Origin of the sequence: Streptomyces sp. NPDC102274, assembly GCF_044766385.1 — a bacterium.
GTDB lineage: Bacteria > Actinomycetota > Actinomycetes > Streptomycetales > Streptomycetaceae > Streptomyces.
On record NZ_JBIWLW010000038.1, the window covers coordinates 47,314 to 59,539 of the forward strand.

Sequence of the window (12,226 nt, forward strand, 5' to 3'; positions counted from 1 at the left end):
GCGGGGGGTTCCGCTCATCGGGCGCAGGTGGTGGTGTGGCCGTGGAGCGGGGTGTTGAGGTCGGCCGGGGTGGTCTTGCGGCGGATCGCGTGGCCGGAGGCGAGGTGGCGCTGGCAGATGGTCAAGACCGGCGGCCCCTCCGGCAGCCGCTCGGGATGGCACTGGGTTGCGTCAGCGTCGTCGGGTGATGCGGGCGTGAGGTGGAAGGCGTCGTGCACCGAGGTGGCCGCCTGCCACAGCCGGGCATGCGCCATGGCCAGATGCCGGCCCGCAGCGGGGTGGGGCGGCCGGGTGGCGTCGGCGACCTGGTCGAGGAGCTGATGGAGCAGTGTGAGATGGGTGTGCAGTACGTCGAGGTGGACACGGTCCGCCGGCGCGGGTGATGTGCCGGCATCCGGGGCGTGTGCGCGGGTGTGGTGGCGGACGCCGGCGCTGGCGGCCCTCAGATAGGGGTGCGCGTCGCCGACGGCGGGGGGAGAAGTCAAAAGGGGAATGTCCTTCCTGCCCGTGCGGCAAGGATGTCGGCCCTGGTCACAGGGTGGTGCGGGCCAGGGGCAGGGCGCCCAGGGTGAAGGCTTCGGGCTGCTGAAAGATCAGGCGCCTCAGGTCGACTTGGGCGGTGCCGGCGGCGGTTTCGATCTGCGCGCACGCGGCATCGAGCAGCGCGTCGCTCTCTGCGGACACGGTGATCAGTCCTGTCAGCGCGATGTCGGCGTGGCCGGCGATCAGCTGCCGCTCACGGATCTTGACGTCGGCGTATTCGACGGAGTCGGCCTCGGAGTCGACCTGTCCGCGCCTCGCGCGTTCGTTGGCGTCGGCGATGATGGCGGCCTTCTTGCGCTGCACGTCTCGCAGCGCGGACTCCAGGCCCTGCGGCACATAGACGAGGGACAGGCTGCGCCGTACTCCGGCGGTATACATCACCCCGTGGAGGAAGCCGGCGGTGGTTTCGGTGCGGGGCCAGTCCTCGACCCAGTAGGTGGCGTGCCGGGCGGAGTCGGTGGCCAGGCGGTCGTACTCCTCGACCTGGACCACGGGTCCGGCGGCGGCGGGGTCGGCCTCGGCCCGGCCGGACGGCGACCACTGCTGCAGTGCGGCGAGCGCGGCGGGGTCGTAGGCGGTGCGGATCACGGCGGCGATCTCGCGTGCGGTCAGCCAGCCGGTCACCATCAGTCCCGCGCTGCGTGCGGCCTGGGCGAGGGAGGTGGTGGTCTGCTCCATGACGGTGAAGGCGCCAGGGAGACCGCCGCTGGCCTGGCTGATGAGGCGTTTGGCGGCCTTGAGGTCCAGGCTGATGGCCAGGTATGCCTCGTGGGGTGCGGCGGCGGGTCCGGCGGAGGCGACGAGGTCGGTGTAGATCTGGCCGGCTACGGGCGTTTCGGGCCGGCCCTGCTGGGCCCAGTGCCGGGCGAGGGTGTCACCGGAGTCGGGGACGGTGCGTTCCAGGACCTGCACGCTGGCGATGTGCCCGGTCCGGGCGAGGCTGGCGAGGGCTCTGCCCCATCCGCTCACATGATGGTTCTGGGTAGCGGGATCGAGCAGGGCGAAGGCGCGGGAGGAGACGCGGGCGACGGCGGTCAGGGTCTGGTGGTGCGGGTCGTGCACGGCGGCGGCCTGGGATCCGTCCGGTGTGACCACGCGCAGAGAGGCGGTGGTGCCGGGCAGGTGCAACAGGCCGTCCTGCCGTGGCCGGGACACCGGCCGGGCAAGCCACAGCGTCTGCCCGCCGTGGCGGCGCCGCGTGTACCGGATGACGATGGGAGCCCAGTCGACCAGCGACCGGCCGTGGCGCCGGACCGCCACCACAGCGGCGACCGCAGCCCACAGGGGTGCCAGAGCAATAGCCCCGAGGAGGCCGGTGCTGACGACCATGACCAGCAGCAACGCCAGAGCGCAGGAGACGAGGACGAGCTGGGCGAGCGACAGCCCGAGCAGGATGCCGCGCCGGGACCTGTGCGGGAATTTGACCGTGAGAGGGGTGACGGAGAGAGACATGGACCGTTTCCGATGAAGCGCGAGCGGGGCGGTGGTCGGGGCGGAAGGCAGCGCCTGGTGCAGCGGTGCCTCCCGCCCGGGAAAGGGGCTGGGTCACAGGCCGGTTGGTGACGGCGGCGCGGTGCCGGAACCTCCGCCATCGGCGCCTGTGTGCGGAGCAGCCGGCGGGGCGCCCTGGGGCGGGGGAGCTGAGTCGCCGGAGACCGGCGGGCTCATCCATCCGCCGCCGTGCCCCGTTCCGTTGCCGGATCCGTTGCCGTCGGGACCTGCGCCGAACTGTCCGGCGGTGTCGGAGTTCGGGCTGGTCGGTGGAGGGTGCACAGCCTTGGCCAGGCCGGACTTGACAGCGTCACCGCCGGGCGACATCCCGGAGCCGCCGTCGTCCTGGCCGCCCTGGCTGGCTCCACCGCCGGAGGGGTGGGAGGCGAGATGGCCGGGGACCGTGCCGCCGGGTCCGGCGGGGCCTTGCGGGGCGCCGCCCGCTGCGGCGGCCGGGCCTCCGCTGCCGGCGGTGGCCGCCATGGAGGCTGCCTTGCGCCCGGCCCTCTCCGCGTGCTGCCGGGCGATCTGCGCACCGGCTCCGCCGGCCCGGTGGAGCGTCTCGCCGTCCGAGCCCTCCGCAGCCCAGTGCACGAACTTGAACGTCGCGAAGGGACACAGAAGGACCAGAATCATGATGACGATGCCCGCCATGACATCGGCGAGCGCGGCGAGTCCGTCCTTGGACTCCGTCTCGCCCATCGCGGCGACACCGAGCACGAAGATGATGGTCATCAGCAGCTTGGAGACCACGAGGGTGGCGGTCGCCTCGGCCCAGCCCCTGCGCCACCGGCGGGCCATCTCCCAGCCACCGCCCGCCCCGGCGAAGACCGCCAGGGTGACCAGGACGAGGATGCCGACCTTGCGGACCATCATCACGCACCAATACAGCAATGCTCCGAGGGCTGCGCCGAGGCTGGCGAAGGTGGGCACCAGCCAGCCCAGGCCGGACAGGGCCCCGATCTGGGAGACCTTGACGATGCGGCGTACCGCCGTCTCGATGTCGAGGCTCGCGGCTGTGAACAGGCCGGCGGAGAGGGCGTCGACCACTTCGATGGCGACGGTGGTCAGGGCGATGGCGCAGAAGGCGAACAGGACGCCGGATATGGTGCCGGTGAAAGCCTGGGTGAGGGCCTGGCCGTCGCGTTTGACGGCGGCCCGGATGAGCTGGGCGCAGAAGGTACCGACCAGGACCACCAGGCCGATCGGCAGAAGAGTTTCGTAGTTGTCGCGGAACCATCCGGCGTTCAGGTCGATATGGGTGGTGGAGTCGACGGCGATGGCGGCGAGGTCAGCGGCGGCGGCGGCGAGTTCGCCGGTGCTCTTGGCCATCCAGTCACCGATCGCCTGGCCGGGATTGGACGCGAAGTCGACCGCGTCGCCGACCGTGCACAGCGCTTCCGCGAGGGGGAAGTCACAGAAACCCACGGGGAGTTGTTCCTCCTATTCGTCGGGGTCGGGTCAGGGCACGACGCGGGGTGCGATGGCGGCGAGAGTGCAGTCGTGGTCGGGCCGGCACTGCACGGCGAGCGTCACGGCCCGGTCCTCAGCGCCGCCGCTCCCGTCCTTCCAGGTGATCTGCTGGGTGCCGTTGACGGTGACCGCGTAGATGTACGCCTCGGTGATCGCGGACGGGTCGTCGGCGAGGGCCTGCTTGAACGCGGAGGGGTAGTGGCCTTCGGTGACGGACGCGCTGGCGTGCTGGTCCTGGTCGGCCATCCGCGACCAGAGCACCGGGTCGGGGACCTGGGCGGAGACGGACGTCCAGTCGGTGTACTCGCTCTCCGTCGTCATCCACGCCCGCATGCCGGACAGGTGCTGGTCACGGCTGGTGTCGCGGGTGTCGTAGGACCAGAGCATCGAAGCTGCGGCCTTGGCGTAAGCGACGGGCTCGGAGATCGGCGGTGGCCCGGGCACCGAACCGGAACCGGACGGAGTTGGCGCGGGCGCGGATCCGCTGGGTGAGGTACTGCTCGTGGCGGGTGGGGCGCTGGGGGTGTGGTGCTGGTCGCTGCGGCCGGTGAACCATGCGACGGTGCCGGCGACGGCGACCAGGGCGGCGACGGTGATCGCGACGATGAGGATCCGGCGGTTGGCCGACCAGCCCGCCCCGTAGTCCGCCAGGGAGGGGAAGCGTTTCTGCGTCACTGGATCTGCGACCCCAGCGTGCTGAAGAACGCGACGATCCCGTTGGCCGCGCCGAGACCGAGTGCGGCGCCGGCGGCCACGGTCGCGCCCTTTTTCCCGTTGGCCTCGGCCTGGTGACCGCCGGTGTGGTGGCCCCAGGCCCACACCGCGAGGGAAACGGCGAGCGCGCCGACGACGGCGACGATCCCGAACAGGTTGATCGAGTTGACGACATTCTTCAGTACGGACAGTCCGGGCAGGCCACCGCCCTTGGGCGAGATCCCCGGGTCATAGGCGAGGTAGACCACGCGGTCTGCGAGCGACATAGGTATGACGGAACTCCTTGCATGCGCAGCCCGGAGAAGGGGCCGGCGGGACAGGAAAGAACAGGGAAGAAGGGGGGCGGCGCCCAGGTACGGCGGGCACAGGGGGCGTGGCGGGTGGTGGTGCTAGAGCACGCGGCGCGCGGCGAGAACGTCCCAGTCCTTGATCGGCGTGATCCGGACCGGTTTGGAAGTGCGCGGCGCCTCGATGACCAGCCCGGACCCCATGTACATGCCCACGTGTTCGGGGCGTGCGGCGCTGCCTCGGCTGAAGATCAGGTCACCGGGCTGGAGGGACTTTGGCGAGACCGCTGTGCCCTCGTTGATCTGGGTGTAGGTGGTGCGGGTCAGTGTGATGCCGGCGTGGGCGTATGCCTGCTGCATCAGCGAGCTGCAGTCGCACCGGCCCATCGGGTCGGGGCCGTGCGCGTTGGTGCAGCTGCCGCCCCACTGGTACAGGGTGCCGAGCTGGTGCATCGCCCAATTGATGGCGCTGCGCGCCTTCGCCGGAGCGTTCTTGGGGATCGTGTATCCCTTCGGCACGGTGCCCTCGGGGATACGTCCGAATCCCGAGCCGTCCTCACCCGGGGCGCATCCGGAGATTCCTGTCCCGGGTTCCGTTCCGGCATCCTCGCCGGGCTTGGTCGGGAACGTTGCGGCGATGGCTTTCTGCAGGGCTGTCGCCAGGTTCTCCCACTGCGCGTATGCGTCGGGGAAGCCGGATTTCTGTACGGCTTGGGCGGCCTGGGTGACGGTCAGCTGCTGCCAGCCGGGCACGGTCAGCAGAGTCCTGTAGAACTTCTCGCTCGCGTAGAGCGGGTCGCGGATCTGCTGTGCGGTGCCCCAGCCCTGGGAGGGCCGCTGCTGGAACAGTCCGAGGCTGTCGCGGTCTCCGGAGCCGAGGTTGCGCAGACGTGATTCCTGCATCGCGGTGGCCAGCGCGATGATCTGGCCGCGCTGGGGCACGTCGAGGCTGATGCCGGTGGCGACGATGGTCTGCGCGTTGGGGATCTGCTCGGCGGGCAGCGTGAGGCCCTCGATATGCACGCTCTTGCCGTCCGCGCCGTCGAGGATCTCGCTGACCGCTTGGGTGACGGCGTCCGTGTCAACGCCGTTGAGGCAGTTGCCGAATTGTCCGCTGTTCTGGGCGGCTTCGGTGGAGGAGGCCAGCATCATGGCCGTGCCGCCGAGGAGGAAGGGGGAGAGGAAGACGACGCCGATACCGGCGGCTATCCACTTCAACCCGGGACGCCTCCCTGCGGCTCGCGGTCGGCCGGCGGCCGGTGTTCCGGCAGGGAGGGGCAGGGCAGTGTCACAGCAGGGGTGTCCTTCGACGTGAAGTGCCGGCCGTCGCGCATGCGCACTCGTGGAAAGGGCGCGGCGGCCGGCGGTGGGTGAATCGAGCCGCGAGGGATGCGAGTTGCCGCTCGCACCCATGTCGGGGCGGTGGGGCAGGGGTGCCAGGGCAGGAGAAACCTCCACGAGGGGCAGGGCGGGGGATGGGCCATCGGCGGTGTCCGCCGGGCACTTCCAAAACAATAAGGGCGGATCCCCGGTTGACCTAAAAGTCAGTGATTAACGCTCTGGCCCGGTGAGGTTCCCGGCCGCGATAGCAGTCAACCGGGGATCCGCCCTTACACTTTTGGTTCCTCCCCCTCGCACCCCTTGCCCTGCAGCAGTGGCTTCGCCACGCCCGTATCCCGTCGGCAGGGGATCACGTGCAATCCGGAGCGTTTCACCCCCACCGCTTCTCCCGACCCATTGAGGTACCCCTTTTGCCTTTTTCCCTCCATCAGGGCGACGCGCTGAGCGTCCTTTCCGGTCTGCCGGACGACTGCGTCGACTCCGTCATCACCGACCCGCCGTACAACTCGGGCGGCCGGACCGCGAAGGAACGCACGAGCCGCAGTGCCCGCCAGAAATACACCTCCGCCGATGCCGGACATGACCTGCCGGACTTCACCGGCGAGAACATGGATCAGCGCTCCTACGGCTTCTGGCTGACGCAGATCATGACCGAAGCACACCGCGCCACGAAGACCGGCGGCACCGCGCTGCTGTTCACCGACTGGCGCCAGCTGCCGGTCACCACGGACGCCATCCAGGCCGCCGGCTGGCTGTGGCGCGGCGTGCTGGCCTGGCACAAGCCGCAGGCCAGGCCGCAGAAGAGCCGCTTCACCCAGAACTGCGAGTTCATCATCTGGGCCAGCCAGGGCCCGATCGACGCCTCCCGCAACCCGGTCTACCTGCCCGGCCTCTACAGCGCCTCCCAGCCCTCGGGCAAGAACCGGCAGCACATCACACAAAAGCCCGTCGAGGTGATGCGCGAACTGGTCAAGATCTGCCCGGACAACGGCACGGTGCTCGACTTCTGCGCCGGCTCCGGCTCCACCGGGGTGGCGGCCCTGCTGGAAGGCCGGGACTTCATCGGCGTCGAGAAGACGAAGCACTACGCGGAGATCGCCGCCGACCGCCTCACCGCATCTTTGCAACAGACCCTCAGCCAGGACGACTTCACCCTGTCAGCCTAGACCGCCTGCCGCTGACCGGCGCGGGCGTCTATCCGCCGTCGGTATGCACGCCCGCGCCGGGCGGGGGGCTTTGTAGCAGCGGTTCCCCGGTTGGCCAAACCGGGGAATCCGCGGATCGTTGAAGCCGTACTCCCCACTCACGGCTGCGGCTGCAAGGAGCCCCTATTTCCATGCCTGAATCCATCGATCCCCGCGACGGGGAAATGGAACCGATCCGGCTTCCGGATTCCGATCTCGACGGTATCGAGGCGAGCGTGCGCAGGCTCATGGAGCGGTCCGCCGACCAGGCCCGGCAGCTCGACAGTCTCGCCACCGCACCGCCGCCGGGCTTCCCGGCCTTCGGTATACCGGGGCTCGGGGGCATGCCACAGCAGCCGGCGCCCCCGGACCCCCTCCCGATCCTGGAGCTGGACGGTGAGGAGTACGAGAACGAACTTGACGCCCTGACCGACTGGGTGGACGGCCACTTGATGGACGTCTACGGGGCGGAGGTCACCACCGCGGCGCCCTGGTGCGAGCAGTGGCAGGACCACGACGATGTCGTCGCCTGGCTGCACGCCCTGTGGATGGCCTACCAGCAGCACAAGGACCCCGAAGCCGGGCTGTCCGGCATGTTCGTGTGGCACCGCGATTTCCTCACGCACGCCATGGCCGCGGTCCGGGCCCCGGGCGGGCCGCTGTCGGCGTGCATGACCTCACCTGACCGGCCCGCCCACCGCCGGCTGCCGGGCCCGCAGCCCTCGGCACGGTCCACCGCCTCCACCTCCGTGTCCGAGGTGGCGGAGGAGAACGGCGAGGCGGACGAGGTCACGCTGTGACCGGCCGGCCGGCTTTCGGCCTCAGCTTCGACCCGCGGGCGCTGGGGGACCTGTTGGCCGCTCCGCAGGACATTCGCGACCTGGCTCTCGCCAAACTGCAGGACGTCGTGAACGCCGACGTGTTCGGCGGCAAGCTCACCGGTGACCTGTCCGGCTACCGCAAGCTCCACGTCGATGCCCGCAAGGACTGGCGCATCGTCTACGCCCAGCGCCCGGCCCCCGCCCACGCGGTCCACACCACCGAGATCCACATCGTGGCCGTGCGACCCCGGGCGCGTAACGACGTGTACGACACGGTGGCCGCGCGCCTGGGTATGACCCGCCGGCCGCTGAGCGCGCGTACTCACGCCGCCCGCTCCCGCTCGCCGCAGCTGACCACTCAACCCACCATCCCGAAACCGGGCCCGCCGTCACACACTGCACCCGGCCTGCCCCACCCCGCCGCTTTCCAGACCCCGAAGGGCCCCGCCCGTTGACGACGTTCCCCTCGCTCCTCGACGCTCTCACCACCACCCTGCTCGACAGTGATCCCCGGCCCGAAAACCCCCAGCACCGCGCCCTGCTGGACACCTACGCCGACGTACGGGCTCTGGACCGGCAGCTCGTCGCCTGGGCAGAGCGCCACCCCAGCGACGATGCCGGCGCCGCCGACCAGCTGGAGAGGCTCGTCGACCTGCTCGTCGAACGCCTCGCTGCCGGAGCCGAACTCAGCCGCCTCCTGTCCATGGCATGCTGCTGCGCGGACCCCGAAGCCGACAACTCCGCCGAGGATTGCGACGAGCATTTCGGCGGGGACGGTGACTTCCTGTGCTGTCCCGGTGATTGCCCGCCGGCAACGATCGTCCACGCCTGCCTCGACATGTTCGCCACGGCCGGCGATCCGGAGGCCATGGCCTCGGCCGAACTCACCGACCGCCTGCGCCATCTTCCGGGCCTTGCCGAGGGACGCTGGGCATACGCCGAACTCACCCCGCTCCGCCTCGCCCGGCTCCTGGCCCCGTACGGGGCACGCCCGCGCAACAGCCGCTTCGGCGAAGGCCAGTTGAAGTCCTATCTGCGCAGCAGCCTGGTTGCCGCGCTGCCGGACCACTCCTCCTGACCATCACCTCGCTTTCCGCCATCCACAGGTGGCGGCGGCCCCGCCCTCGCAGCCCAGGGCCCTTCGCCCAGTTGTGGGGCGGGGCGTCGGCGGCCCGGATCCGCAGGTCACCGACACCCCGACAGCGTCACGGTATCGGTACAGCGCAGCCCCACACCCGTACAACGCCGCCCCGTGCCGCGCTGGAGGTGCTGACCGTCGGCCGAATGCCCCTCACCCCCAAGGAGCGTTCTCTCACCCATGCCCTCCACCCCCGCGCAGGCGCAGAAGGCGTTGACGTCCCTCGATCACCGCATCGAGGCGGCGGTCGGCCACAGCATCGACACGCTGTGGAAGCAACGCGACCGTGAGATTCTCGACGAGCCGCGCGCCCGTCTGGTCGATGCTCACCGTGATCTGGTGCAAGCGGAGACGTCCGTCACCTTCTACCGCACGCTGCTGCACCGTCTGGCGTCCGGCGAATACCCGGTCGACGCGGCGCTGTTCACACGCATCGACCGCACCGTCGGCCAACTGGAGGAGGCCGCTGCCACCCGCGACGAGCGTGAGGCGAAGGTCCGCACCGCTCTGGACCCGGTCGAAGCAGCCGCCACGACGCAGACCACGCACGGGGACGTGCAACTGTCGGCTCCCGACTTCGCCGCCCTGCTTGCCATCGCCCGCGGCGCGAACCTCCACCAGCACTTGCTCACCGGGCGGTTGTCGCTTGTCACCGCGTCCGGGGAGCGTCTTGTGCCGTCCACCCTCGACCGGCTGGAAACGGCCGGACTGGTCGAGCGTGACACCTCGCATCCCCTCCATGCCGGGCAGCCCGTCACTCTCACCGACGCGGGCCGGACCACGCTGAGCGGCTCGCGCCGCCCCGGCACCGCGGCCCCGGCCCCGGCGCAGCGGGCCGGAGCCTGGCCCGCCGCCTCCCGCCCCCGCCGTTGATCACCAACACCCACATCCCTGCCGGCACGGCTGCTTTGCCGTTTCGGCCTGAAAGGCTCCATGTCACAAGACGACCTGGATCTCCGCCTCGACGGCTATAAGCCCGTCAACGACCGTGTCCGAGAGCAGTTCTGGCACGCCGTCTGGATCAACGAGGACATGTTCACGCCGCTGGCCGTGCATGACTCCGCGGACGACCGGCACGGCTACTACGTCCTGCACGACCGGACCGCGACCTGGGGGCACCCCGGCGAACCGCAGATTGTGGCTCTCCACGTCCAGCGTGATCCCGATACACACACGTTCAGTTTCGACCGCGCGACGCTGCCGCTGCCGGCCATGGCGCAGTCCTGGCTGATCGCCCGCGGCTGTCCCCAGGACAGCATCCGCCTGCCGGGCGACAGAGGCACGACGCCGGCGGACGAGACCACCCGGGCCCTCGAAGAGCGGCTGATGACGGATGGCGATCACTTCGCCTCCCTGACCAGCTACACCGACGACACGTCCGAGACCCCGCAGACCACGGTGCTCCTGCGCGCCATTGACGAGCGTTCCCCGCAGCCGTTCCGTGTGCTGCTGGAGGAGACCGACACCGCCGCCTGGACACACACCCTGCGCGAGGGCGTGTTTCCCACGTTCGAGGCCGCGACGGAATGGTGGGACAGGCGCTGGTCGGGCGAGAACATCCCCCTGCCGATGGCACCTTCCGCGCACCGCACCCAGCCGCCGGCCGCACCGGCGCGCCCCGCGCCCGTTCAACCGCAGCGTGGCCGGAGGCGCTGACACTGCCGCACGCAATGGGTCCGGTCCGGCTCTTACCAGGCCCTGTGGCCTGGGCTGGCGCAGCCATTCGACGGCGCGTTCCGGCCGGACCATAGCAGCACTTTCCCGGTTAGCGAAACCGGGGATTCTCCGCACTCTTGAATAGCCCGCGCGGCATCCGCCCGGGGCTACTTTCCGCATTTCCTCATTGGCTTGGAGGCCAATCCCCCTATGCGCTCATCCCGTATCGCCGTCTGTGCCGCCGTTATCGGCGCACTGTCCGTTCCCCTGTTCTCGGCTTCCTCGGCCAGTGCCGCATCCACTCCGGCCGCCGTGCCTGCCGCGGTCGCCCAGCCGTGTGAACGGCCGGGGCCGTGGGTGATCGGCACGCAGGCCGTCACGATCCACTCCAAGGCCACCACGAAGTCCACCAGTCTCGGAATCCTCTACAAGGGCCATAAGTTCACCGTCCACAAGACCAGTGGCAACTGGCACTACATCACCGACCGCACGACCGGCGTAAAGGGCTGGGTGTCCGGTACCTACGTCTACCGCGACGTCCGAATGTGCCTCGACTGACCCGTTCCCCGGCAATCAGCCGCCTGCCCCGCTAATTGTCTGTGAGTGAAGGGAATTCGCTGTGTCTGACGGCGCGGACGACGTCATGGGCGTCATCACCGAGCAGATCGAGAACCGGTTCGTCATGAGTGTCGCGGAGTTGCGGCGGGCTGTCGCGGCTGCCCCGGACGCCCATAGCCAGGCCACGGAGGTCGTGCACCGCTACGGTCTGCTCGGCGAGGCCCAGAAGATACTGGAGCGGGCCGAGGACGCACTCGTGACCGCGCTCGGCACCCGGCCCGGTGAACTCGACGACCCGGTCATGGATCTCGCGCATCAGGTGAATGCCGCTGTCGCCGTGCGCGACGGCCGGGCCATGGTCGTCACCTTCCTCCTCGACCCGCCCGGCCGCGGTGCGGGGCGCGGTCCCGCTCCGGCAGCCGGCCGGGGACCGGCACTCCAGACGTGTCCGCCCGCACGCCCCACCACGACGACGGCTCCCGTCACACCTCGCGGGGTGTCCCGGTGAGCGTGAGCGCGAAGCCCACCAGCCAGGACAGCCGCATCGAAGAAGCCTTCGGGGCCCCCGTCGTCGACCTGTACGAGACGGCAAACGGGCCGAAGGCGTCCGCGGCCCTGCTACGGGCGCTGGAGCTGCGCTCCTTCCTGGCCGTGGCCGAGGAACGGGCCGCCCAGGCCCGCGACCAGATCCATCAAGCCACCTCCGCCGACCGTGATATGGGCGACCTGTCCGCGGACGACCTGCGGTTCGACACTCAGTGGCTGCAGGCGGCACTCACCGCCCGGGACCAGTACACCGCCGCCCTGGGCGAGGTGCTGCGCACCATGCCCGCACCGGCGGCCGTCGCCACGTCCCGGCCGGTCCGGTTCACCCAGTCCCAGATCACCGCCACCCCGGCCGCGGGGGGGGGCCCCCGGGGGGGGGGGGGGGGGGGCGCGGCCCCCCGCCCCCCCCCCCCGGGGGGCCCCCCCCCCCCCGGGGGGGGGGGCCGCCCCCGCCCCCCCCGATAACGAGCCGGC

At 70.5% G+C, this 12,226-nt stretch carries 14 protein-coding genes; 8 read left to right on the top strand and 6 right to left on the bottom strand.

Annotated features, from left to right (window positions below; translation table 11 throughout):
• Positions 1-14: 14 nt before the first annotated feature.
• The 6 genes from ACIRQP_RS35065 to ACIRQP_RS35090 form a co-directional block, all read right to left on the bottom strand.
• On the bottom strand, positions 15-485 hold the full coding sequence (locus tag ACIRQP_RS35065) for a DUF6238 family protein (RefSeq protein WP_403897735.1): 471 nt from the start codon (positions 483-485) through the stop codon (positions 15-17).
• Positions 486-531: 46 nt separating this feature from the next.
• Complete coding sequence (locus ACIRQP_RS35070; RefSeq protein ID WP_403897738.1) at positions 532-1,995, bottom strand: SCO6880 family protein; 1,464 nt, start codon at positions 1,993-1,995, stop codon at positions 532-534.
• Positions 1,996-2,088: 93 nt separating this feature from the next.
• On the bottom strand, positions 2,089-3,462 hold the full coding sequence (locus tag ACIRQP_RS35075) for an ATP-binding protein (protein WP_403897741.1): 1,374 nt from the start codon (positions 3,460-3,462) through the stop codon (positions 2,089-2,091).
• Positions 3,463-3,495: 33 nt separating this feature from the next.
• Positions 3,496-4,182 carry a hypothetical protein gene (locus ACIRQP_RS35080; protein ID WP_403897744.1) on the bottom strand — a complete coding sequence of 229 codons (687 nt, stop codon included), beginning with the start codon at positions 4,180-4,182 and terminating at the stop codon, positions 3,496-3,498.
• Positions 4,179-4,493, bottom strand: a complete 315-nt coding sequence (locus tag ACIRQP_RS35085; RefSeq protein ID WP_403897818.1) for a DUF6112 family protein — start codon at positions 4,491-4,493, stop codon at positions 4,179-4,181. Before ACIRQP_RS35085 ends, ACIRQP_RS35080 begins: the two co-directional genes overlap by 4 nt.
• Positions 4,494-4,610: 117 nt before the next feature.
• Positions 4,611-5,726: a C40 family peptidase gene (locus tag ACIRQP_RS35090; RefSeq protein ID WP_403897746.1), complete on the bottom strand. Its 1,116-nt coding sequence runs from the start codon at positions 5,724-5,726 to the stop codon at positions 4,611-4,613.
• Positions 5,727-6,259: 533 nt separating this feature from the next.
• Here ACIRQP_RS35090 and ACIRQP_RS35095 point away from each other — a divergent pair.
• The 8 genes from ACIRQP_RS35095 to ACIRQP_RS35130 all read left to right on the top strand — a co-directional run bounded on the left by ACIRQP_RS35095 (position 6,260) and on the right by ACIRQP_RS35130 (position 11,714).
• Positions 6,260-7,015 (top strand): DNA-methyltransferase, encoded by a 756-nt coding sequence (locus ACIRQP_RS35095; protein ID WP_403897748.1) that lies wholly within the window; start codon positions 6,260-6,262, stop codon positions 7,013-7,015.
• A 170-nt stretch (positions 7,016-7,185) separates the two neighbouring features.
• Positions 7,186-7,833: a DUF4913 domain-containing protein gene (locus tag ACIRQP_RS35100; protein ID WP_403897751.1), complete on the top strand. Its 648-nt coding sequence runs from the start codon at positions 7,186-7,188 to the stop codon at positions 7,831-7,833.
• Positions 7,830-8,309 carry a hypothetical protein gene (locus ACIRQP_RS35105; RefSeq protein WP_403897754.1) on the top strand — a complete coding sequence of 160 codons (480 nt, stop codon included), beginning with the start codon at positions 7,830-7,832 and terminating at the stop codon, positions 8,307-8,309. Before ACIRQP_RS35100 ends, ACIRQP_RS35105 begins: the two co-directional genes overlap by 4 nt.
• Complete coding sequence (locus ACIRQP_RS35110) at positions 8,306-8,932, top strand: DUF3631 domain-containing protein (RefSeq protein WP_403897757.1); 627 nt, start codon at positions 8,306-8,308, stop codon at positions 8,930-8,932. Before ACIRQP_RS35105 ends, ACIRQP_RS35110 begins: the two co-directional genes overlap by 4 nt.
• A gap of 240 nt (positions 8,933-9,172) precedes the next feature.
• Positions 9,173-9,865, top strand: a complete 693-nt coding sequence (locus ACIRQP_RS35115; protein WP_403897760.1) for a hypothetical protein — start codon at positions 9,173-9,175, stop codon at positions 9,863-9,865.
• Positions 9,866-9,925: 60 nt separating this feature from the next.
• Positions 9,926-10,648 carry a hypothetical protein gene (locus tag ACIRQP_RS35120; protein WP_403897763.1) on the top strand — a complete coding sequence of 241 codons (723 nt, stop codon included), beginning with the start codon at positions 9,926-9,928 and terminating at the stop codon, positions 10,646-10,648.
• Between the two features lie 210 nt (positions 10,649-10,858).
• The gene (locus ACIRQP_RS35125) at positions 10,859-11,206 is read left to right on the top strand and encodes an SH3 domain-containing protein (protein ID WP_403897765.1); all 348 of its coding nucleotides are present in this window, start codon (positions 10,859-10,861) and stop codon (positions 11,204-11,206) included.
• Positions 11,207-11,267: 61 nt separating this feature from the next.
• Positions 11,268-11,714 carry a hypothetical protein gene (locus ACIRQP_RS35130; protein WP_403897768.1) on the top strand — a complete coding sequence of 149 codons (447 nt, stop codon included), beginning with the start codon at positions 11,268-11,270 and terminating at the stop codon, positions 11,712-11,714.
• Positions 11,715-12,226: the final 512 nt, after the last annotated feature.